The organism is Xanthomonas sp. NCPPB 3218 (genome assembly GCF_056725185.1).
In genome coordinates, this window is record NZ_CM161516.1 from 3870527 (window position 1) to 3891415 (window position 20889).

The following is a 20889-nucleotide window of genomic DNA, read 5'->3' on the forward strand; positions in this document are numbered from 1 at the left end:
GCCGCGGCAACACAGCGGGCACAGGCATCACTTCAGGAGAGCGGGTCGTCCACGCAACTGCATGCAGGCGCGCCGGAAGATCCGGCACGCAATCGCTACAACGCAACGGACGCCCGCGATGGGGCCAGACTCACGCGTGCAGCGGCGGCCCACGTGCCCCGAGTGCGGCCCAGCGCAGTATCGATGCTGCGCGCACCTGCCTGTGCACCGGCGCCGGCGCCGGCCGCGCTTGCAGCAGGCACAGCACCAGCAAGGCCAGCCACGGCAGCAGGCGCGCGGCCAGCACGCAGTAATCGCAGGCTTCACCATGCGCGCCTGCGTGTTCGCCGGTGTCCGGCTTGGCGGGCGATGCAGCGGCGGCGTGATGGTGCGCGGCCGTCTGCGCCGGCAGGGCCTGATGATCCGCACGCAGCGACCCGCCCGCGTCCAGCGCCGGCCCGCTCATGCACATCGGCTCGGGCGACTGCGCCTGGCTCCAACGGCTGACCAGCGGCGCCACCAGCATCAGCAGCACCGCCAGACAGGCAAGCAGATGCAGGCAAGGGTGGCGGCGGAGCGAAGGCATTGCGCGAGTGTAAGCCGCCGCATGCCGCAGGGGCGATGGTGGCGGCCGGTGCGCGACCGCATGTCGCACCCGTCGGCAACGGCCGCCTTGCCCGCCAGGCTGAGCAGTGGCGGAATCTGCCGATCAGGCACCCTGCAGGCGCGCAGACGCGAGTACAGACGAAGTCCTGAAGGGTCGATGCACGGCCGTTGTCGAGGTCGGTAGTCACAGTTCCAGCAGTGGACGTGACAGCGCGCACATGGCAGGCCCTGGCATGCCCTATGCTTATACGTCATCCATCCACCTGCGCGCGCATGAGCACCGTCCTGTCCGACCCAGCGGCCGAGCCCCTTCCCTGTGCTGCCAAGCCGCCGAGCGAGGCATTGCGCCTTCAGGCGCTGCGCAGTTACGGCATCCTCGACACGCCGCGCGAGGCCGCCTTCGAGGACATCACCAGGCTGGCCTCGATCATCTGCCAGACGCCGATCGCGCTGATCAGCCTGGTGGATGCCGAGCGGCAGTGGTTCAAGAGCGAACTCGGCATGGGCGAGCGCGAGACGCCGCTGTTCAAGTCGATGTGCGCGCATGCGCTGCTCGACAGTGACGTGCTGGTGGTGCCGGACACCCGCGAGGATGTGCGCTTCGCGCGCAATCCGTTGGTGACCGGCGAGGCGCCGTTGCATTTCTATGCCGGTGCCGTGCTCAAGACCAGCGAAGGTCTGCCGCTGGGCACGGTTTGCGTGCTCGACCGCCAGCCGCGCCAGCTCAGTGCCGAACAGGTCGATGCGCTGCGCGCACTCGCGCGCCAGACCATGGCACAGCTGGAACTGCGCCGCGCGCTGCAGTTGGCCGAAGAGTCCGACCGCTACCGCAGTCGTCTGATGGCCATCGCCGGGCACGACCTGAAGACCCCGCTGCGCACCGCCGCCTACGCCATCGACAAGATGCGCCGGCATGCCAATGTCGATTCGGTGCCGACCCTGGTCACCGCGCGCGATGCGATCAATCTGGTGGCGCGCAACCTCGACGAGCTGGCCACCCTGGCGGCCGCCAGCGAGACCGCCACGCCGGATCTGCAACCGCTGGCGCTGGAAGATGTGCTGCATTCGGTGCTGGGTGTGTGGCGGCAACCGGCGATCGACAAGTGCCTGGCCTTGCGCCACGTGCCCACCTCGCTACGCGTGCGCAGCCACCCCACGCTGCTGACCACCTTGCTCGGCAATCTGATCGGCAACGCGGTCAAGTACACCGAACGCGGACGCGTGCTGGTTGGCGTCCGGCGTCGTCCCGGCCATGCGGTGGTGGAAATCATCGACAGCGGCATCGGCCTGAACCTGGACCACCCCGAACAGGTGTTCCAGGCCTTCCGCCAGGCCGACCCGCGCAGCGACGGGCTGGGCATCGGCCTGTGGATCGTGCACCGCACCGCCGAGACCCTGGGCTGCGAAGTGGATGTGCGCCCACGCCCGGGCGGCGGCACCTGCTTTTCGGTACGCATCCCGCTGGCCTGACCACCGCTCGGTAGCGCCGGGCCAGACCGAGTCAGCGCAGCAGGTGGGCGCTGCTTGCCGGCATTGCGCAGACCGTCAACGCCATGCAGCCGATGCCACGCAAAAAAAAGGCGGACCCGGGCTCCCGACCCGGATCCGCCGCCAAGCACGCCAGGTCTCTCCCCAGGGACCCGGGTGCGCCAGTCGCTCCATTGCGCAGCCTCGCGCAACGGTGGTGCGACAGCGCTAGCAACCGCTTGGCGACACCGACAGACAAACCAGCGATGCGATGTGCCGCATCGCCAGTCCTGCGCCGTCCACCCCTAGACGTCCGAGAGTGTCGCGTGATGGTTGCTATAAGGATTTACGACAGCGCAGCGCGCAACTTGATGCGGCCAGACCACCCCGCCGCCACGGCCCTGACAGCTGTAGGGAGAATCACCGACAGCGCGCATTTTGGCGAGCGCGCGCCGCTTCCCAAGTGATTGATAGAAGAAAGCTTTTCTAGAAAGCGGACGCTGCAGCGCAGCATTCCGATGTGCGTTCGCAGGCTGTCTCAGAACCCGGAATCGGCCGCATCCTGGCGCGCGAACCAGTCCGCCGAATGCACCTCTTCCGCCGCAACCTCCAGCAGCTGGCGCAGCACCGCCAGCGGAATCTGCACCTGGGTGCCATCGGCCTGCAGTTCCACCCACAGCGACTCGTCCCGGGAATCGGCCAGCACCGTCAGTACCGCATGCTCGCGGCCCTCGACGCGTGCCGACAGCTGCAAGGCCATGCCGCCGTCCTGGTCGGGCGACCACAGCCGGCTGAGGGGCGGACGCAGTGGCTCGGTCATCGGTGGCAGTGCCTCACAGTGGCGAACAGGGACCGCGCGCGCAGCCAAGCGGAATCGGTACGCCGGCGCGCAGGTCGCAGTGTACGGACAGTCGTCATCGATTCCGCACACTGACCGCCAGCATGACGCAGTTGCACAGTTGCTACGTGGACGTACTTGCGGCGTGTCCCATGCCGGTACGCGTGCAGGCGCCCCTCAGCGACCGAAGCCCTCTCGCAAACACCGCAGACGTCGTGAGCGAGCGTGCTCGAGGCGCGCTGCAATCTTCGGCAGGCAGCTCAGCTGGTAATGGTCTGGGTCAGCGATTCCCAGGTCGGCGGCAGCGGCCAGGCCGGGGCCTGGTTGCCGTCCAGCACGCGCCGCAGGTCGCGCTTGTCGATCTGCGGCGCCAGCACGTGCACCAGGTCCAGGGCGTAGTCACGCAGCACGCGGTCACGCGGCAGCACTGCCCAGGCAATGCACTCGGCGATCGGCGCCGGTGCCGGCCAGGCGCGCAGGTCCTCGTCGCTGGCGCTGACCGCCATCTCCGCCACCAACCCGACGCCCAGCCCGGCACGCACATAGGTCTTGATCAGGTCCGCATCCAGCGCGGTCAGCGCGATGCTGGGCTCCAGCCCGACTTGGGCGAACGCGCGCTGCAGCGACGAGCCCGGCCGCGTGGAGGATTCGTAGCTGATCAACGGGTGCTGCGACAAGGCCTGCATGTCTGGCGCAGTGCGCGCCTGATCCAGCGCATGGCCGCGCGGCACGATCACCAGCCGGCGCCAGCGATACAGCGGCACCGCGATGCCGGCGCTCGGTTCGCCGCCGGCGGTGCTGACCACTGCGATATCCGCATCGCCCTGGCTGAGCAGATCCAATGCCGCACTCTCGGCGGCCTGCTGCAGGTGCACGCTGACCTGCGGATAGGCGTGCTTGATCTGCGCCACCGCCGGCGGCAGCACGAAGCGCGCCTGGGTGTGGGTGGTGGTCAGGGTCAGCTGGCCCTGGCTCTCGCGGCGCTGGTTGGCCGCGTAGGTGCGGATGTTGTTGGCTTCCGACAGCACCGAGCGCGCGCGCTCGATCACTTCCACGCCGGCCGGCGTCACCGCATCCAGGCTGCGCCCCTTGCGCACGAACAGCAGAAAGCCCAGTTCGTCCTCCAGCTGCTTGAGCTGCTTGGACAGACCGGGCTGGGTCGCATGCACACGCGCGGCGGCGAGCGTGATGTTGAGCTCGGCATCGGCGATGGCGACCAGATAGCGAAGTTGGGTCAGCGTCATGGGCTTATATCCAAAAAAGCGCGAGGCGCCACGAAGGACTCGACTGTAGAGGAGTTCTGCGGGCCAGCTTATAACCGAACGCTATTTTCAGGGTGTATGAAGTCATTTCCGACCGCTATATGCCGGCGTTACGGTCTGGCCCTCCCCTCTCGATGCGCTGGCCGTGCCCTCTGTGTTCCCGCTTCTTGCCGACCTGCGTGGCCGTGCCGTCCTGGTGATCGGCGGCGGCGCCGAGGCCGAGCACGCCACCTCCGCGCTGCTGCAGGCCGGCGCCGTCCCCTTGGTCGGCGCGCCGGAATTGAGCCCGCAACTGCGCGACTGGGCGCAGGCCGGGCGGCTGCGTTGGCTGGTGGGACGGTTCGAGCCGGCATGGCTGGAGCTGCCCGACCAACCGGTCTGGCTCACCATCGCCGCCAGCACCGCGCCGGACCTCAACGATGCCTTGCGTACTGCGGCCAGCGCACGCCGCCTGCTTACCCACGACGCCACGCCCGCCGCGTCGGCAGCGCCGCCCGCACGGCCCCCGATGCCGCGCACCGCGGTCGGCCGGCTCTCCCCCGGCAGCGTGACCCTGGTCGGTGCCGGCCCCGGCGACCCCGGCCTGCTCACCCGGCATGCCTTGCGCGCGCTACGGCAGGCCGATGTGCTGCTCTACGATCGCCTGGTCAGCCCGCAGATCCTGCAACTGGCCCGGCGCAACGCACTGCGCGTGGAAGTCGGCAAGGCCGCCCAGGGCCACAGCACGCGCCAGGAGCAGATCCACGTACTGATGCGCGAGCACGCGCGCGCCGGGCGCCGCGTGGTGCGGCTCAAGGGCGGCGACCCGTTCGTGTTCGGCCGCGGCGGCGAAGAGCTGGAATTCCTGCGTGCGCACGGCATCGGCTTCCAGGTCATTCCCGGCATCACCGCCGCGATCGCCTGCGCCGCCTATGCCGGCATTCCGCTCACCCACCGCGACCATGCGCAATCGCTGCGGTTGATCACCGCGCACTGCAAGGATTCGCTGGACACGCTGGACTGGCAGGCGCTTGGCCAGGAACGCCAGACCCTGGCGTTCTACATGGGCGTGGCCGGCCTGGACGGCATCCAGCAACGCCTGCTGCAGGCCGGCCGCGCACCCACCACCCCGTTCGCGCTGGTGGAAAACGGCTCGCGCCCGCAGCAACGCGTGATCACCGGCACCCTCGCCAGCCTGGCCGCCACCGCGCAGCAGCACGCCGTGCGCGCCCCGGCGTTGCTGATCCTGGGCGAGGTCGCCGGGCTGGCCGCCAGCCTGCACTGGTTCGGCGCAGCGCCGCTGACCGCGCAGCCGCCCCCGCACTCACCCATCGCAACGCCCGACGCGCCCACACTCGCCCACGCAGCCTGATTCCGACGGAGACCCCATGGCCCTGTACGACAACATCCTCGACACCATCGGCCGCACCCCGGTGGTCAAACTCAACCGGCTCGCGCCCGAGCACGTGACCCTGTACGTCAAGGTCGAGTCGTTCAATCCGGGCGGCTCGGTCAAGGACCGCCTGGCGCTGGCGATCATCCTCGATGCCGAACAGCGCGGCCTGCTCAAGCCCGGCGACACCATTGTCGAAGCCACCTCCGGCAATACCGGTGTGGCGCTGGCGATGGTGGCCGCCGCGCGCGGCTACAAGTTCGTCGCCACCATGGTGGAAACCTTCTCGATCGAGCGCCGCAAGCTGATGCGCGCCTATGGCGCCAAGGTGATCCTGACCCCGGCCGCCGAGCGTGGCAGCGGCATGGTGCGCAAGGCCAGGGAGCTGGCCGAGCAGCATGGCTGGTTCCTGGCCAGCCAGTTCGCCAACCCGGCCAATCCGGCCTACCACCGCAACACCACCGCGGCCGAAATCCTGCGCGACTTCGCCGGCCACCGGCTGGACCATTTCGTCACCGGCTGGGGCACCGGCGGCACGCTCACCGGTGTGGGTGAAGTGCTGCGCGTGGCCCGCCCGGAAGTGCGCATCACCGCCACCGAACCGGCCGGCGCTGCGCTATTGCAGGGCCAGGACTGGAAGCCGCACAAGATCCAGGGCTGGACTCCGGACTTCGTGCCGGAAGTGCTCAACCGCGAGGTTGCCCATGAAGTGCTGAGCGTCGAGGACACCGACGCGATCAGCGTGGCGCGCCGCCTGGCCGCCGAAGAAGGCATCTTCACCGGCATCTCCGGCGGAGCCACCGTCGCCACCGCCTTGCGCGTGGCCGAAAGCGCGGTGCCCGGCGCAGTGGTGCTGGCGATGCTGCCGGATACCGGCGAGCGCTATTTCTCCACGCCGCTGTTTGCCGACATCAACGAAGGCTCCGACGACGACTGGCTGGCCGGTCTGCCCTGACCGATCACATGGCGTTGGTTTGCACGCACAGGCCGCGCCCACAGCGCGGCCTGTGCGTTTGTGGTCGTCCAGTCATTGCGCAGCTGCTCGGTGTGCTCCCGCGTGCCGGCGCGCACATGCCAACGTCGCGGCACTACGCCTGCATGGATTTTCGTTCGCGTGCGGCGGACTCCGGCGTGCGCGTACTCCCCTCCGCGTCAAGGAAACGTTAGGATGGCGGCCGACACAGGGAGAACCGTCGTGAGCAACCGGCCGTATGGATACAGCGACACCCGCGTGTGGCGGGCGCCATGGCTGGTCAAGATCACCTCGCCTGCGCACTTCGCGCTTGCCCTGGGCGTGGGCGCCTGGCTGCAGAGCGCACTGCAGCTGCCATTGCCTGCACCGACGCCACTGGCCTGGATCGAGCTGGTCGGCGGTGTGATCGCCTGTCTGGGGCTGGCGCTGGCGGTGAGCTGCTTCATGCTGTTCGCGCGCCGGCGCACCACCATCATGCCCAGCGGCCATCCCTCACGGCTGGTGCTGGATGGCCCGTATCGCTTCACCCGCAACCCGATGTACCTGGCGCTGGTGCTCAGCTATGTGGGCCTGTGCCTGCAGCTAGGCCTGCTGTGGGCAGTCGTCTTGCTGCCGCTGCCCTGGCTGGCCCTGCAGCGGTACGTGATTCCATTCGAAGAGGCGCGTCTGCGCAACGAATTCGGCCGCCAATACATCGCCTATTGCGCACGCGTGCGGCGCTGGCTGTAAGTCGCCAATCGTGGCGACATCGCTGCTCGGCGATTGAGCGGATCGATCGCAGCTGTGGGTTCGCATGCTTCCCGCCGCACGACCGCCACAGCCGTTCCCGGCAATCGCAGCAGATGAGATGAATGGGCGCTAGCGTGCCTGTTCCGCAACGCGCGCCCCATCACGCGTTCCTCATGCAAATCCCATAATTATCTGGCCATGAAGATCGAAGTCTGGCAAGGCGACATCACCGAACTCGACGTTGACGTCATCGTCAACGCCGCCAACGAATCACTGCTGGGCGGTGGCGGCGTGGATGGCGCCATCCACCGCGCTGCCGGCCCGCGCCTGCTGCAGGCCTGCGAGGCATTGCCGCAGGTGCGTCCAGGCGTGCGCTGCCCCACCGGCGAAATCCGCATCACCGACGGGTTCGATCTCAAGGCGCGGCACGTCTTCCATACCGTCGGCCCGGTGTGGCGCGACGGCAAGCACAACGAGCCGGAGCAACTGGCCAACTGCTACTGGCAGTCGTTGAAGCTGGCTGAGCAGATGATGCTGCATTCGATCGCATTCCCGGCCATCAGCTGCGGCATCTATGGCTATCCGCTGTACCAGGCCGCGCGCATCGCCGTGACCGAAACGCGCGACTGGCAGCGCTCGCACAAGGTGCCCAAGCACATCGTGCTGGTGGCCTACAACGAGGCCACGTTCAAGGCCTACCAGCAGGCGCTGGCTGCGCAGGAAACCGCTGCCGCCTGACGCCTGTGCAAGGCAGAGGTTGGAGATGACGAGCGCCGCAAGGCGCTCGTTGCGTTTGGGGACTCATGCGGGCGCGGGGCAACCCACACAAACAAAAACGCCGGCATCGCTGCCGGCGTTTTCGCTAGGTGTGCTCCGGCCATGAAGCAGCCGGCATGCCGATCAACCCTTCCACTTGCCCAGCGCGGCCAGGCCGTTTTCCTTGGCGCGCTCATAGATGACCTGCTGCGCCTTGGCGAAATTGCCGGTCATGTCCTTGGCCCACAGCTTCAGTGCGGCCTGCTGCATCGCGCGGCCGTACGAGAAGCTCAGCGGCCACGGCAGGTTGCCGAGCTGGTGCATCTCGTTGAGGTGCGCGGTGGACTGCTCGTCGGTCTGGCCGCCGGACAGGAACACGATGCCCGGCAGGATCGCCGGCACGGTCGACTTCAGGCACATCACGGTGGACTCGGCCACTTCCTCGACGCTGGCCTGCTCTTCGCAGCCCTTGCCGGAGATGACCATCGAGGCCTTCAGGATGGTGCCTTCGAGCACCACATTCTGCTCATACAGTGCGCCGAACAGCGAACGCAGCGTGGCTTCGGTAACCTCGTAGCAGGTCTCGATGTCGTGGTTGCCGTCCATGATCACTTCCGGCTCGACCATCGGCACCAGGCCCTGCTCCTGGCACAGCGCGGCATAACGCGCCAGCGCATGCGAGTTGGCCTCGATGCAGGTGCCGGACGGGATGTCCTCGCCGATGTTGATGACCGCACGCCACTTGGCGAAGCGTGCGCCCAGCGTGTAGTACTCCTCCAGACGCGCGCGCAGCCCGTCCAGGCCTTCGGTGACCAGCTCGCCCGGCATGCCGGCCAGCGGCTGCGCACCCTTGTCGACCTTGATGCCCGGGATGATGCCGTGGGCGGTCATGTACTCGGCGAACGGCACGCCGTCCTTGGTCTTCTGACGGATGGTCTCGTCGAACAGGATCGCGCCGGAGATGTAGTCGCTCAGCTTGGGCGTGGTCAGCAGCAGTTCGCGGTAGGCGCGACGGTTTTCTTCGATGTTCTCGATGCCGACGCTGGCAAAACGCTTGGCGATCGTGCTGGTCGATTCGTCGATGGCGATGATGCCCTTGCCCGGGGCGACCATGGCCTGGGCGGTTTCGGCAAGCTGTTCGATGCTCATGTAGTTCCTGTGGCAGCTGCGGGGGAGAACGAAAGTATAGCGACGAAAGTTGCAGACATTCCTTCACGGAATGCCTGCAACCGATTACACGTGTCCGGCATGGCGGATGTGTGGCGCGGCTCCCAGCGTGATGCGCACGCTGCGGGCTGCGTGCCCCGCAGGCGCACTCGCACCGCAGACCCTGTCCCGCACAGCACAACGGCGACCCGCAGGCCGCCGCTGTGTCTGTACGCAACGATGTGGATGCAGCGCGTGTGTCGACCGACGACGCACGCGCTGCGCAGGCCGTGCGTTACAGCTCGCCCAGACCGCTGGCGCGGCCGTCTTCGCCCACTTCCAGCAGACGCAGCGTGTTGGTGGCGCCGTGGGTTTCCATATGCTCGCCGCTGGTGAACACCACGCGGTCGCCAGGTCCCATGCGCTCGTTCTCCACCAGCAGGCGGATCGCCGCACGTGCGGCTTCGCGCGGGGTCAGGCCGCGGCTGTCGAAGCTGATCGGGAACACGCCACGCATCATCGCCATGTGGCGGCGCGCGCCATCGTGACGGGTGAAGGCGTAGATCGGCATGTTGGAACGGAAGCGCGACAGATACCGCGGCGTGCCGCCGGACTCGGTCAACGCGACCACGCCGGCCAGACCGATGTGCTCGGACAGGAACATGGTCGCCATCGCGATCGCCTGGTCGGCGCGCTGCAGATTGCGTTGCGCCGCTTCGAAGTCGGTGTCGAACTCGAACTGGCGCTCGGCGCCCAGACAGATGCGCGCCATCGCCTCCACCGCACGCACCGGGTAGGCACCGGCCGCGGTTTCGGCCGAGAGCATCACCGCGTCGGTACCGTCGATGACCGCATTGGCCACGTCCAGCACTTCGGCGCGGGTCGGGATCGGGCTTTCCACCATCGACTGCAGCATCTGCGTGGCGGTGATCACCACTTTGTTCTGCGCCAGCGACTCGCGGATGATCTTCTTCTGCAGGCCCGGCAATTCGGCATCGCCGATTTCCACGCCCAGATCGCCACGCGCCACCATCACCACGTCGGAGGCTTCGACGATCTCGACCAGGTTCTCGATCGCTTCGGTGCGCTCGATCTTGGACACCAGCGCGGCATCGCAGCCGTGCTGACGCGCGATACGGCGCGCGTCATTCATGTCTTCGGCGTTGCGGCAGAACGACACCGCAATGAAGTCCACGCCGATCTTGGCGACGATGCCGATCAGCTCCTTGTCGCGCTCGGTCAGCGCGCCCAGCGACAGGCCGCCGCCCTGCTTGTTCAGGCCCTTGCGATCGGACAGCACGCCGTCGTTGAGCACGGTGGTGACGATGCGCTGCCCCTGCACTTCGGCCACCTGCAGCTGCACCAGGCCATCGTCCAGCAGCAGCACGTCGCCGGCGGCGACGTCCTGCGGCAGGCCGAGGTAGCTGACGCCCACCTGGTGCTGGTCGCCCGCGGGCGCATTGGGGTCGGCCACCAGGTCGAAACGCTCGCCGGTGGTCAGCTTGACCTTGCCTTCGGCAAAGCGTTCGACGCGGATCTTCGGGCCCGGCAGGTCGGCCAGGATGCCGACTTCGGCACCGACGCGCACGGCCGCCGCGCGCACTTCGGCCGCGCGCTTGGCCTGGCCGGACGGGTCGCCATGGCTGAAGTTGAGGCGCACCACGTTGACGCCCGCCTTGAACAAGGCTTCCAGCACACCGGGCGGATCCGTCGCCGGTCCGAGCGTGGCGAGGATCTTGGTGCGGCGTTGACGTTCTTTCATGATGGCCTCCCTGTAAAAGCCGCGAAACTTAACACACGCGTCACCTACCGAGGATGGCATTGCGGCATAGCCACCCTCGTATTCCGGCATGTCCTAAAGACAGTGCGGGACAGTACGTACGCTTTCCGCAGCGCGCTGGCGCGTCGCGGGATGTTGCTGTGGGCTGCCACCCTAACGCGGCAGCGGTGAAGGCCCTACGGGTTGCAGCGGCGGTCGGATGACGGCGAGCGGTCGTCGCAGCGCGGATGCTGCAAGACCCTCACCGCATCCGCGTGCTGCCACCCAACGACGAGCGCCGGCTGCGCTCGCCTGGCGGTGCGCGCAGCTGCTCTGTTTGTCACTCCTACGACTGGATCAAGGCGCGCAACCCGGCAGGCGTGTGCGCGATCGCGCCGGCACCGGCGGCACGCAGCTCGGCTTCGTCGCCGAATCCCCACAACACGCCGATGCTGTGGATGCCGTGGTGGTTGGCGCCATCGATGTCCATCCGACGGTCGCCGATCATCACGCAACCGGTCTTGGCGATGTCCAGCCGCCGCAACGCTTCGGCGATCAGGTCCGGCTTGAAGCGGCGTTCGCCGTCTTCGCTGGCCCCGATCACGTTCTCGAAGCAGGCCCCGAACGGCAGATGCTCGACGATGCGGCGCGCGTAGCGCTCGTTCTTGGAGGTCACCACCGCCAGGCGATGGCCGGCGCGGTGCAGGTCGACGACGACCTCACCGATACCGTCGAACACGCTCAGTTCGGTCCAGCCGACCGCGTCGTAACGCCCGCGATACGCCGCCAGTGCGCGCTGCACCAGCTCCGGATCGTCGGGAAAGCAGTCGGTGAAGCTGTCGCGCAGCGGCGGGCCGATCCACGCGCGCAGGGTCTGCGGCGACGGACGCGGCTGGCCCACCGCGTCGAAGGCATGCACGATGCTGGCAACGATACCCGGCTCCGAATCGACCAGGGTGCCGTCCAGATCGAAGAACAGCGTGGCTGCACTCACTTGCCGCGTGCCTCGAGCGCCGCCACCGCCGGCAAGGTCTTGCCTTCCAGGAATTCCAGGAAGGCGCCGCCGCCGGTGGAGATGTAGGTGACGTCCTTGGCGATGTCGTACTTGTCCACCGCCGCCAGGGTGTCGCCGCCACCGGCGATCGAGAACGCCTTGGAGCTGGCGATCGCACGCGCCAGCGTCTCGGTGCCGTGACTGAAGGGCTCGAACTCGAACACGCCGACCGGCCCGTTCCACACCACGGTGCCGGCGCTGGCGATCAGCTCGGCGTAGCGCGCGGCGGTCTGCGGGCCGATGTCCAGGATCAGGTCGTCGGCCTCCACGGCGTCGAGCGCCTTCACCGTCGCTTCGGCATCGGGCAGGAACTGCTTGGCAACGACCACATCGGTGGGCAACGGAATCTCCGCACCGCGCAGCTTCGCATCGGCGACGATCTGGTTGGCGGTGTGAATCAGATCCGGCTCGCTCAGGGACTTGCCGACGCCATGCCCGGCTGCGGCGATGAAGGTGTTGGCGATGCCGCCGCCGACGATCAGCTGGTCGACCTTGTTGACCAGGTTGGACAACAGCTCCAGCTTGGTGGACACCTTGCTGCCGGCCACGATCGCCAGCAGCGGCTTGGCCGGATTATCCAGCGCCTTGGCCAGCGCATCGAGTTCGGCCATCAACAGCGGACCACCGGCAGCCACTGGCGCGAAGCGGATCACCCCATGCGTGGAGGCCTGCGCGCGATGCGCGGTGCCGAAGGCGTCCATGACGAACACATCGCACAGCGCCGCGTACTTGCGTGCCAGCGCCTCGTCGTCCTTGCCCTCGCCGACATTCATGCGGCAGTTCTCCAGCAACACCACCTGGCCCGGCGCGACGTCCACGCCGTCGACCCAGTCGCGCACCAGCGGCACGTCCACGCCCAGCAGCGCAGTCAGGCGTGCGGCCACCGGCGCCAGCGAATCTTCTTCGCTCCAGCTGCCTTCCTTGGGCCGGCCCAGGTGCGAGGTGACCATCACTGCAGCGCCCTTTTCCAGCGCCAGCTTGATGGTGGGCACCGAGGCGGTGATGCGCTGCTCGGAGGTGATCTGGCCGTTGTCGATCGGCACGTTGAGATCCTGGCGGATCAGCACGCGCTTGCCGGAGAGATCGAGGTCGGTCATGCGGACGATGGACATGGGGTCAGCTCGCTAGGTCTGGGGATTGGGGAATCGAGAATCGGGATTGGGGAATCGAAGAAGCAGCTGCTACACGTGGCGCCGATGTCTGGGCGCTGCGCGGATGGATGGCTTGGGGCAGCCGTTGCACGCTGGCGTTGCGCCCGCGTGCAGGTCGCGGAGATTGCAGCCTGCCTGCCGCGCATGTCGCTGCCCATACGGCTGGCGATGCGGGGGATGCTCGGTCGAAGACGACGGGCAATGCGGCTGCCTTGGCGACGGGGGATGCCCATTGTCGGACCTTCGCGCCGCAGCGGCAAACCGCGGTGCGATGCGCGGGTCGTCAGGGGCTGCGGTCGGTCGCCGAATTGCGCAGCAGACTCACTGCAAAACCACCGACCAGCAAGGCGCCGCCGACCAGCAGCGCCCATAGCAACCAGCGCTTCCAGTCACGCGGTGTGGCGGCCGGCTGCAGCGCGGCATCACCGGCCAGCGGCTGTGCCTGCGCGGCGATGTTGGCCTGCGCCGGTTGCCATTGCGCTCCGCGTTCGCGGCGCAGTGCCTGCAGCATCGAGGCCAGCGGCGCATCGCCACGTTGCTGCCGCGCGCTGCCGGCGACCACCGCATACGGCGGCTGCCCCTGGGCGAGGAACATCATCCGCTCCGGCTGGTAGCCCACACGCAGCGTTGGCAGCGCAGTGCTGCGCCCTTGCGCGGCGAGCAACCGCCACTGACGGTCGCGCACAGGCGCTGACAGCTGTTGCGGCGGCGACGCGGCGGCGGTGCCAGTACCCAGGCGATACGCCAACCATGGCCCGGCACGTTGCAGCCACGGTGCGTCATCGGCATCGCGGCTTGCCACGGTCCATTCGACCGCCTCGGCCTGACCGCCGCTGACATCGACCTGGGTGATCGGAAAGCGCCCAGGCAGGGCATACACCACTGCCTTGTCCTGCGCGGTGCCCGGCAATTCCAGCCACTGCGATTGCGGCGGCGTCGAGACGCCGTCCAGTTCCACCTCGACCACGCGCAAGGCCGGCAACTCGCCGGACACCGGCACGATGCGCAGATAGCGCGCGCCCGCGTCCAACGCGATGCGGCGCTGCTGCAGACGCTGCGCCTGGTTGTCCAGCGCCATCACGGTGGCATCTGCGGCGAGCAGGTGCCAGTCGCGCAGATCGTCGCTGCCTTCCACGCGCAGCCGGGCCTGCACCGGCGTGTTGCCGTCCCAGTCCAGCCACAGCGCGCGCGGACGATCGCGCAACGCGCTGGCATCGATCAGCCAGCTGCCACCGGCGCCTGCAACGGCAGCGGTGCCGGTGGCGAAACGGCCTTCCAGCCGACGCACCGCGCCACTGGCATCGCGTTCGGCGATCAGCTGCAGATCGCCGTTGGCGGGCGCCGCACCGGCCGGCAGCGCGAACAAGGGCAGGCGTTGCCGACGCGGCGCGGCAGCCGGCGCGGCATCCACCGGCAAGAGCGCGGCCGGCATCTCCTCGCCACGCGCATCGATCACCGTGACATCGCGCAGCCCCGGGTCATGGGCGGTGCGATAGATCGCCGCATTCAAACGCAGCTGATACATGCCGGCGTCCGCGCCGGTTACCTGCAGCGGCCACTGTTGACGATAGTCCTGGCGCACATCGGCTGCCTGCGCCAGCAGCGGCACCAACAGCAGCCATCCCCATTGCCTCGATTTCATGCCTGATCCTTGTCCACGCCATCGTCTCCGCCAGTCTGCTCTTCGGCCACCGGCTGGCGCGGCGGCGCCGGTGCCAGATAGCCCACCACGGTGCACAACAGGCCATAGGCCATGAACGAGCCGATGCCGAGCAGATTGCCCAGATGCTGGCGGTCGACCAGCACCAGCTTGGCCAGCACCAGACCCATCAACAGCGCACCACCCAGCCACAGTCCACGCTGACCGCGCCGCGAGCCGATCACCCAGCCCAGCACGCCCAGCACGCTCCACACGATGGTCAGGCTGGTCTGCGACAGGGTCGCGCCGATCAACCCGGCATCCCACGCCACGCCACCCCAGTGATGCACGCTGTGCAAGGTGCTGCCGGTGATCAAGGCCCAGCCCGACACGCCCAGCGCAGTCACCCGCCAGCGTTGCACGGCCAACGGCGCCTGCGCGGACCAGGCCCAACGCGCCAGCAAGGCCAGCACCGCCAGTTGTGCCAGCTCGGCCGGATTGAGCACGGGCAGCCACGGCAATGGCGCCGCGCTGACCGGGTCCAGCAGCACGATCAACCAGCCGATGCCCAGCACCGCGAACACACAGCCCAGCAAGGCATTGCGTGCCCGATCGAAACCGGCACCCTGCGGCCACGCCAGCCATGGCCAGCGCAACAGCCCCACTGCCGCCACGATCAGCCAGGGCGCGGCCAGCAAGGCGCAACGCCAGCCATTTGCCAGCACGAACGTATCGGCCAGCCAGGACACGCCCAACGACAGCACCAGCGGCCACAGCAGCCACCAGACGAACTGTGCGGCCACCGCGCCGGCGCCGTGCTGCCTGCGCAGGCACCACAGCGCGCGCGTGCCGGCCACGGCGAACGCCAGCCAGGCCAGCGCCCCCCAATGTGCGAACGGTTGCGTATGCGCATGGCTTTGCCACAGCGCCAACGGCGCGGCCAGCGCCAGCCCGAACATCGCCGTCCACACCAGCGCCGTTGCCGGGCGACGCCGATGCACCTCGGCTGCCAGCCACACGCTGAGTGCGACAAAGCCCAGCAGCAGATCCGGCTCGCTGCGCAGATCGCCGGCAAAGCGCAAGATCTCGTGCACACCGCACAGCGCCCACCAGCCCAGCCCCCACAGATACGCCACCAGCGCGCGGCGCGGCTGCCCTGCATCGCGTAGGAACCAGGCACTGGCCCAGCCGGCCAATGCAAGCAGCAAGGTACTCATGCAGGTGGCGTTGGCAACGGCCGCTGTGTCGTGGCGCCACGCATCTACACCGAAGGCGACCCCGACCGCCGCCAGCAACTGCAACGCCACCCCGCTGAACTGCGGGATGTGACGCTGCTGCCGCAGCCCCAGCCACAACAAGCCGGCGCCTTCGAGCGCGAAGACGCTGGCGGTGGCACGCGCCGACAAGGCCAGCGGTACCGCCAGGGTCGCAAAACCGACCGCAAGCATCGCGTGCGCCTGGCCCAGCAGGCGCGTGGAGGCACGTCGCAGCAACCAGCTGGCCAGGCCCGCGTACAGCGCAGCCACCGCCAGCGCACACAGCGCCAACGGCAGGCGCTCGCCATCCAGCAGGCGCGCCTGCAATGCGAAGGCCACCAGCGGGGTGCCGAACAACAGGCTGCCGTCGATGAGCTTGCCCGCGCTGCCATCGCCACGCCGCGCGTGCAGTACCGGAATCGCCACATACATGGCGAAGAACAACAGCAGGAACGGCTCGGTCGTGGCGAATTTCGCCGGGGTATATTGCAGCGCACCCCACAGCGTGCCGATGCCGAAGGTGAAGGCGAATCCGAGCAGGTTCAGCACCCGCCACGGACGCGTCCAGGCGATCGCCACGACGCCGGCATTGAGCACCGCGTAGTACGAAAACAGCGCGACATGATTGCCGCTGCCGGTGGACAGCCAGATCGGCGCAAGAAAGCCGGCCAGCACACCCAGCACCGCCAGCGTGCGCGAATCCTGCACCACCGCCTGCACGCACATGCCGGCAATCAGCACCACGCTGATGCCCATTGCAAGACCCGCGCCGAGCAGCCCGTACAGCTTGAACGCGGCGAATACCGTCAGCAGCAAGCCGCCGATGGCGCCGCCCTGCAACGCCAGCGCAAAGCCCGGCCGCTGCAGCCGTTGCTTCCAGCCGAAGACAAGACCGACGAGCGCCAGCACACTGATGCCGGCCAGCCGCAGCTCGATCGGCATGCGCATCCAGCCCTGGTCGCTGGCGTACTTCAACAGCGACGCCACACCGGCCAGCAACACCAGCATGCCGACCTTGACCGGCACATTGCCCTCGGTGAACCAGCGCTTCGCTGCGCTGGCCACGCGCGCCAGCGGGCCCGGCCCGGAGGGCACGTGCGCTGGCTGCTCGGACTCGGCAGGCGCAGCGATCAGGGACGGCGCTTGCACTGCGCTGCGCGCCGCCGACGATGCGGGAGCTTCTGCCGGCAATGATGGCGGCACTGGCAGTGGTGCGACCGGCGACGGCGCCGGCGCGGCTTGCAGATCTGCTGCGAGAGGCAGCTCAGGCTCGCCATACGCAGGCATGCCGACGTTGGACGCCTCTTGCGGCTCCCACGCCCCGGCAGGCGATGGCGTTGGCGCTGACCTGTGCACCGCCGCCGCGTCCGCACCTGCTGCGCCGCTAGCCTGCCATTGCGCAAGCCGCTGTTCCAGCGCATCCACGCGCCGCCGCAGCCCGGCGATCCACACCAGGGCGATCACCAGCCCTACCGGCACCGCAAGCAGCAACAGCACCACCGTCACAATCATCGTTTCCAACGCACAACCCCTGAGTCGGCATCCGGCCGACGCTAGCGCCATCATGCTACTCGGCGCGCCGACGAAAGTCGCAGGCATAACAAACGTAGCGAGTGGTCGTCGGGTGGGTGAAGGCGCCGGGCGGACACGCAGCCGTTTTTGTTGGCCACTCCTGGAGTGGTTGGGCCGAGGACACCGCCTACCGGCGCGCCTGACCAAGTCGTCAGCCGGCACTCCCGCCAGCAGCAACGCCCCCGGATCGTCTGGTCATCGACCGATCGCGCGCACTACATACGCCACGTCGCGTGATCGCGCAGAGGATGCACGGCCCCACTCTATCCATTCCTGCCCGGCGGCACGCTTCAAGGCGCTACAGCACGCATAAAAAACCCCGGACCAGCCGGGGTTCTTCGACCGAGCGGCGCGAAGGTTTACTTCGCGACAACCCGCACCATTTCCAGGCACTTGTTGGAATAGCCCCACTCGTTGTCGTACCAGGACACCAGCTTGACGAAGGTCGAGTCCAGCGCGATGCCGGCGTCGGCGTCGAACACCGAGGTGCAGGTTTCGCCGCGGAAGTCGGTGGCCACGACCTTGTCTTCGGTGTAACCCAGCACGCCCTTCAAGGCGCCTTCGCTCTGCGCCTTCACTTCGGCGCAGATCTCGGCGTAGGTGGCCGGCTTTTCAAGTTCGACGGTGAGGTCGACCACCGACACGTCCGAGGTCGGCACGCGGAAGCTCATGCCGGTCAGCTTCTTGTTGAGCTCGGGGATCACCACGCCCACGGCCTTGGCGGCACCGGTGGAGGACGGGATGATGTTCTCCAGGATGCCGCGTCCACCGCGCCAATCCTTGTTCGACGGGCCGTCCACGGTCTTCTGTGTCGCCGTGGCCGCGTGCACGGTGGTCATCAGGCCGCGCTTGATGCCCCACTTGTCGTTGATCACCTTGGCCAACGGCGCCAGGCAGTTGGTGGTGCACGAGGCGTTGGAGACGATCGCTTCACCCTTGTAGGTGTTGTCGTTGACGCCGAACACGAACATCGGCGTGTCGTCCTTGGACGGTGCCGACAGGATCACCTTCTTGGCGCCCGCGTCGAGATGCTTCTGCGCGGTTTCCTTGGTCAGGAACAGGCCGGTGGACTCGATCACCACGTCGGCGCCGACTGCATCCCACTTGAGGTTGGCCGGGTCGCGTTCCTGGGTCAGGCGGATCTTGTTGCCGTTGACGATCAGCGTGTTGCCGTCGACCGACACATCGGCCTTGAAGCGGCCATGCACCGAGTCGTACTGCAGCATGTAGGCGAGGTAATCGGGCTCGAGCAGGTCATTGATGGCCACGATCTCGATGTCATTGGCGAAGTTCTGCACCGCAGAGCGCAGCACGTTGCGGCCGATGCGACCGAATCCGTTGATGCCAACCTTGATTGCCATGTTCACTAGCTCCTGCGGCCGCGATGGCGCGGCGGATGGAAAGGGACCGCCATTCTAGCAGCGTCGCACTCGTGCAGCCGTGCTGCGGCCAGCGCTGCAGCATGTGGCGCTAGGACGTTGTGCCTTGGTGCATGCGTGGTGGGGAATCGGGAATCGGGAATCGGAAGGTGGGCACGCTGTGTGGGTACCGTCAATTGACACGGTAATGAGCTCGGCGATGCCGGCGCGATCTGTATGGGCTGACGCCTGCCTGACTCGAGGGCCCGCGACGATCTTAGGAGCGGCACGGACGCGGCAATCGAAACCACGCTTTATTTTTCGATATATCCAATCTAATTCAATCACTTACTTTTGACGTCGATACGCTGAAAGGCGTATCGAGGCATATGCCGAACAGCGGAATTTCGGCGCTCCGTGGATTTCGATACTGGCCCCTGCCTGCTGAGGCACCCATCTATCACAACGGAGATTCCCCATGCGTCGCACCCTTCTCTCTCTGGTTCTGGCCCTGGCCGCCACCCCGGCGCTGGCTGGCGGCGTGATGCACTACACCGACAAGGCCGCGCTGCCCGCCGATGGTGAAGCGCGCGAAGTCGCTGCGCTGTTCGACACCTGGAACGCGGCGCTGGCCACCGGCAACCCGCACAAGGTGGCCGACCTGTACGCGCCGGACGGCGTGTTGCTGCCGACCGTCTCCAACGAAGTGCGCGCCTCGCGTGCGCAGATCGAAAAGTACTTCGAGATGTTCCTGACCAAGAAGCCGCAAGGCGTCGTCAACTACCGCACCGTGCGCGTGCTCGATGACGACAGCGCGGTGGATGCCGGTGTCTACACCTTCACGCTGACTGACAAGGACGGCAAGAAGAGCAAGGTGCAGGCGCGCTACACCTTCGTGTACGAAAAGCGCGACGACAAGTGGCTGATCATCAACCACCACAGCTCGGCGATGCCGGAAGTGGATGCGCCCACGCTCGCCCAGGTCAAGTAAGTGCGCCAGCGCTGCAGCCACCGGCTCGCTAACTGCTCCACCGCGCACCCAGACGGCGGCGCTCCTCCCCCGCCGCCGCCTGCGCCAGGCGCATCGCGTTGCACAATGCGCCGGTGCGATCACCGGCATGGCGCAGATCGCTGCTGCCGCTGCCGGTGCCTGCTCGTATCTGCGCATGACCCACAGCGTCCCTGCGCGGATGGATTGATCAGGATCAAGGCATCCAGCGGGCAAACCATCAAGACTTCACCCATCCCCTGCACACAACGAGAGTTTCCATGCGCATGCGCTCTACCCTTCTGCTCGCCGGCCTGGCCGCCAGCTTCGCCAGCGTCCCCGCACTGGCTCAATCCAAAGGCGACTGGACCGTTGCCGTCGGTGCCCATCAGGTCGCTCCCAAGTCCGATAACGGCCGCCTGGTCGGCGGCACGCTCGAGGCGGACGTCGGCAAGGACATCAAGCCGACCTTCACCGCCGAATACTTCATCGCCGACAACCTGGGCATCGAAATACTGGCTGCGCTGCCGTTCGAGCACGACATCGCGCTCCGTGGCCTGGGGCGTGTCGGCAGCACCAAGCATCTGCCGCCGGTGATCTCGCTGCAGTACCACTTCAACAGCCAGGGCAGGCTCTCGCCGTTCGTTGGCGCGGGCATCAACTACACCCGTTTCTTCAGCACCGACACGCGCGGCGCGCTGGCCGGCAGCGAGCTGGAACTGGACGATTCCTGGGGCCTGGCCCTGCACGCGGGCGTGGACTACAAGCTCAGCGACCGCGGCGCGCTGCGGGTAAACCTGCGCTGGATCGACATCGACACCGAAGCGCGTCTCGACGGCAACCGCATCGGCACGGTCAACATCGACCCGCTGGTCTACGGGGTGGCCTACGTGCACCGCTTCTGAGCCCGGCAGCGTGCGCGATGCATCTCTGGCACACTTGGCGTCCAGGGACGTGAATCCACCGCCGGAGTTGCGGACAGGT

17 protein-coding genes are annotated in these 20889 nt (G+C 67.6%); 7 read left to right on the forward strand and 10 right to left on the reverse strand.

The window, feature by feature from the left end:
- Positions 1–130 precede the first annotated feature (130 nt).
- Entirely contained in the window at positions 131–565 is a 435-nt protein-coding gene (locus AC1PLS_RS16040; RefSeq protein ID WP_184433668.1) for a DUF2946 family protein, read from the reverse strand.
- A 293-nt stretch (positions 566–858) separates the two neighbouring features.
- Between AC1PLS_RS16040 and AC1PLS_RS16045 the strand changes: the two genes are divergently transcribed.
- Complete coding sequence (locus AC1PLS_RS16045; RefSeq protein ID WP_039519306.1) at positions 859–2055, forward strand: GAF domain-containing sensor histidine kinase; 1197 nt, start codon at positions 859–861, stop codon at positions 2053–2055.
- Positions 2056–2590: 535 nt separating this feature from the next.
- Here the strand turns inward: AC1PLS_RS16045 and AC1PLS_RS16050 are convergent.
- On the reverse strand, positions 2591–2872 hold the full coding sequence (locus AC1PLS_RS16050; RefSeq protein ID WP_104593870.1) for a hypothetical protein: 282 nt from the start codon (positions 2870–2872) through the stop codon (positions 2591–2593).
- A 278-nt stretch (positions 2873–3150) separates the two neighbouring features.
- Positions 3151–4134, reverse strand: coding sequence for a LysR family transcriptional regulator (locus AC1PLS_RS16055; protein ID WP_024938173.1), 984 nt, complete (start codon positions 4132–4134; stop codon positions 3151–3153).
- A 163-nt stretch (positions 4135–4297) separates the two neighbouring features.
- Between AC1PLS_RS16055 and cobA the strand changes: the two genes are divergently transcribed.
- From cobA to AC1PLS_RS16075, 4 genes are all read left to right on the forward strand, one after another.
- Entirely contained in the window at positions 4298–5503 is a 1206-nt protein-coding gene (gene cobA, locus AC1PLS_RS16060) for a uroporphyrinogen-III C-methyltransferase (protein WP_184433663.1), read from the forward strand.
- Positions 5504–5519: 16 nt separating this feature from the next.
- Positions 5520–6479, forward strand: coding sequence for a cysteine synthase A (cysK, locus tag AC1PLS_RS16065; RefSeq protein ID WP_016902280.1), 960 nt, complete (start codon positions 5520–5522; stop codon positions 6477–6479).
- Between the two features lie 240 nt (positions 6480–6719).
- On the forward strand, positions 6720–7226 hold the full coding sequence (locus AC1PLS_RS16070) for a methyltransferase family protein (RefSeq protein WP_184379107.1): 507 nt from the start codon (positions 6720–6722) through the stop codon (positions 7224–7226).
- Between the two features lie 198 nt (positions 7227–7424).
- Positions 7425–7964 carry an O-acetyl-ADP-ribose deacetylase gene (locus AC1PLS_RS16075; RefSeq protein WP_024938170.1) on the forward strand — a complete coding sequence of 180 codons (540 nt, stop codon included), beginning with the start codon at positions 7425–7427 and terminating at the stop codon, positions 7962–7964.
- A gap of 162 nt (positions 7965–8126) precedes the next feature.
- Here the strand turns inward: AC1PLS_RS16075 and AC1PLS_RS16080 are convergent, their stop codons facing one another.
- The 7 genes from AC1PLS_RS16080 to gap form a co-directional block, all read right to left on the reverse strand.
- Complete coding sequence (locus tag AC1PLS_RS16080) at positions 8127–9131, reverse strand: class I fructose-bisphosphate aldolase (RefSeq protein ID WP_016902277.1); 1005 nt, start codon at positions 9129–9131, stop codon at positions 8127–8129.
- A gap of 292 nt (positions 9132–9423) precedes the next feature.
- Positions 9424–10890 carry a pyruvate kinase gene (gene pyk, locus AC1PLS_RS16085; protein ID WP_024938169.1) on the reverse strand — a complete coding sequence of 489 codons (1467 nt, stop codon included), beginning with the start codon at positions 10888–10890 and terminating at the stop codon, positions 9424–9426.
- A 343-nt stretch (positions 10891–11233) separates the two neighbouring features.
- Complete coding sequence (locus AC1PLS_RS16090; RefSeq protein ID WP_054592162.1) at positions 11234–11881, reverse strand: HAD family hydrolase; 648 nt, start codon at positions 11879–11881, stop codon at positions 11234–11236.
- Positions 11878–13053, reverse strand: coding sequence for a phosphoglycerate kinase (locus tag AC1PLS_RS16095; RefSeq protein ID WP_184433660.1), 1176 nt, complete (start codon positions 13051–13053; stop codon positions 11878–11880). The genes AC1PLS_RS16090 and AC1PLS_RS16095 overlap by 4 nt, the downstream gene beginning before the upstream one ends.
- A 322-nt stretch (positions 13054–13375) precedes the next feature.
- Entirely contained in the window at positions 13376–14734 is a 1359-nt protein-coding gene (locus tag AC1PLS_RS16100) for a DUF3999 domain-containing protein (RefSeq protein WP_184379111.1), read from the reverse strand.
- Complete coding sequence (locus AC1PLS_RS16105; RefSeq protein ID WP_481104506.1) at positions 14731–17499, reverse strand: DUF2339 domain-containing protein; 2769 nt, start codon at positions 17497–17499, stop codon at positions 14731–14733. The genes AC1PLS_RS16100 and AC1PLS_RS16105 overlap by 4 nt, the downstream gene beginning before the upstream one ends.
- A gap of 419 nt (positions 17500–17918) precedes the next feature.
- Positions 17919–18920, reverse strand: a complete 1002-nt coding sequence (gene gap / locus AC1PLS_RS16110) for a type I glyceraldehyde-3-phosphate dehydrogenase (protein WP_024938165.1) — start codon at positions 18918–18920, stop codon at positions 17919–17921.
- 475 nt (positions 18921–19395) lie between these two features.
- On the opposite strand from gap, the gene AC1PLS_RS16115 reads away from it, so the two are divergent.
- Both AC1PLS_RS16115 and AC1PLS_RS16120 read left to right on the forward strand, forming a co-directional pair.
- Positions 19396–19908: an SgcJ/EcaC family oxidoreductase gene (locus AC1PLS_RS16115; protein WP_481103853.1), complete on the forward strand. Its 513-nt coding sequence runs from the start codon at positions 19396–19398 to the stop codon at positions 19906–19908.
- Between the two features lie 278 nt (positions 19909–20186).
- Positions 20187–20810 (forward strand): OmpW/AlkL family protein, encoded by a 624-nt coding sequence (locus AC1PLS_RS16120; RefSeq protein WP_054592158.1) that lies wholly within the window; start codon positions 20187–20189, stop codon positions 20808–20810.
- Positions 20811–20889 lie beyond the last annotated feature (79 nt).